The sequence below is a fragment of the Neisseria sp. P0021.S005 genome, from assembly GCF_051956955.1.
This window is the reverse complement of sequence record NZ_JBQCWY010000616.1, coordinates 1-1836: the sequence shown is the minus strand read 5'-3', so window position 1 is coordinate 1836 and position 1836 is coordinate 1. Positions and strand designations below refer to the sequence as shown.

Genomic DNA, 1836 nt, shown 5'->3' with positions numbered 1-1836 from the left:
TGCTATGCTCGGCATTCTTGGCGGCGGACAATTAGGCAGAATGTTTACTGTTGCTGCCAAAACCATGGGCTACAAAGTAACCGTACTCGATCCCGACCCGAATGCGCCGGCAGCGGAATTTGCCGACTGCCATTTATGCGCGCCGTTTGACGATGAAGCAGCTTTGGAAGAATTGGCAAAATGCGCGGCTGTTACGACTGAGTTTGAAAACGTCAATGCCGACGCGATGCGTTTTCTCGCCAAACACACCAATGTTTCCCCCAGCGGCGACTGCGTTGCCATCGCGCAAAACCGCATTCAGGAAAAGGCATGGATACGCAAAGCAGGCCTGCAAACCGCGCCGTATCAAGCAGTTTGCAAGGCCGAAGACATTACTGAAGAAAGCGTACAATTTCTGCCCGGCATCCTGAAAACTGCCACTTTGGGCTACGACGGCAAAGGCCAAATCCGCGTAAAAACATTGGATGAACTCAAAGCCGCGTTTGCCGAACACGGCGGCGTGGATTGCGTTTTGGAAAAAATGGTGGATTTGCGCGGCGAGATTTCCGTTATCGTATGCCGTCTGAACAATGACAACGTGCAGACTTTCGACCCTGCCGAAAATATTCACGAAAACGGCATCCTCGCCTACTCCATCGTCCCTGCGCGACTGAGTGCCGACGTGCAGCAACAGGCGCGACAAATGGCGCAGCGTTTGGCCGATGAATTAAACTACGTCGGCGTATTGGCAGTAGAAATGTTTGTTGTCGGCAACACACATGAATTGGTCGTCAACGAAATCGCGCCGCGTCCGCACAATTCCGGCCACCATACCATCGACGCCTGCGCGGCAGACCAATTCCAGCAACAGGTCCGCCTGATGTGCAACCTGCCTCCGGCTGACACCAAATTGCTGAGTTCTTGCTGTATGGCGAATATTTTGGGCGACGTTTGGAAGGAAGACGGCGGCGAACCCGAATGGCTGCCATTGCAAAGCAACCCGAATGCACATCTGCATCTTTACGGTAAAAAAGCCGCGCGTAAAGGCCGAAAAATGGGCCACTTTACCGTCTTGGCCAATGATGCGGACAACGCGTTCCAAACCGCACAAACCTTACATCAAAGCCTGTAACCTTACCCACTTTTTTCAGACGGCCTTTGATTGCCAAAGGCCGTCTGAAATCAATTTTTCCGACCATCCGACATGAGCCTTCTGACCATCCTCCGTCCGGCAACCGAAAAAGACTGCCAAGACATACACAATGCCCATCTGCACGCCGTTCAATACGCCTGCATCCGCAGTTACGATGAAACCATTATGCACACATGGGAAAGTCTGCTCGACATCAACAGCTATTTGGAAACCATCTCCGATAAAAACAAAGCCTTGTGGGTGGTCGAATACAAAGGGCTGATTCAAGGCTTCTTCCAAGTCGATTTCAAAGAAGCGCAACTGGACGCCTTATACGTCCATCCGCTCTTCCACAATCTCGGCTTGGGCACGGCCCTGCTCAGCCGCGCCGAAGAAATGGCACGAAATGCAGGCCTCAGCTTTCTCAAACTGTATGCCTCGCTCAATTCCGTGCCTTTCTATCGCCTCAACCGCTACGAGTCGCTCGGTACTGCCGTGTTGCAGCTGAACAAAACTGTCCGCGTCGAATGCGAATTGATGCGCAAATACCTGTAATTTTCTCTTCCTCCGTTGCTTTTTTGAAAGAAACCGATGTCCCGAATTGCCGCCCTGCCCGACCATCTTGTCAACCAAATCGCCGCCGGCGAAGTGGTCGAACGCCCTGCCAACGCCTTAAAAGAAATCGTTGAAAACAGTATCGATGCAGGCGCGACAGCGATTGATGT

General features: G+C 52.2%; 2 protein-coding genes and 1 pseudogene. All 3 read left to right on the top strand.

Going from position 1 to position 1836, the window contains the following annotated elements; genetic code table 11:
• Nucleotides 1–1111 (top strand): 5-(carboxyamino)imidazole ribonucleotide synthase (locus ACTHUE_RS17520; RefSeq protein ID WP_440424068.1); only part of this gene is annotated, 1111 nt, incomplete at its 5' end.
• Between the two features lie 72 nt (nucleotides 1112–1183).
• A complete protein-coding gene (locus ACTHUE_RS17515) occupies nucleotides 1184–1666 on the top strand; it encodes a GNAT family N-acetyltransferase (RefSeq protein WP_070583404.1) in 483 nt (160 codons plus the stop codon).
• Between the two features lie 36 nt (nucleotides 1667–1702).
• Nucleotides 1703–1836, top strand: a pseudogene (locus ACTHUE_RS17510) (DNA mismatch repair endonuclease MutL); the annotation flags it as partial.

Bases quoted from the DNA above. Each gene is read 5' to 3' on its own strand.
- ACTHUE_RS17515 (WP_070583404.1), top strand. From the start codon at position 1,184: ATGAGCCTTCTGACCATCCTCCGTCCGGCAACCGAAAAAGACTGCCAA.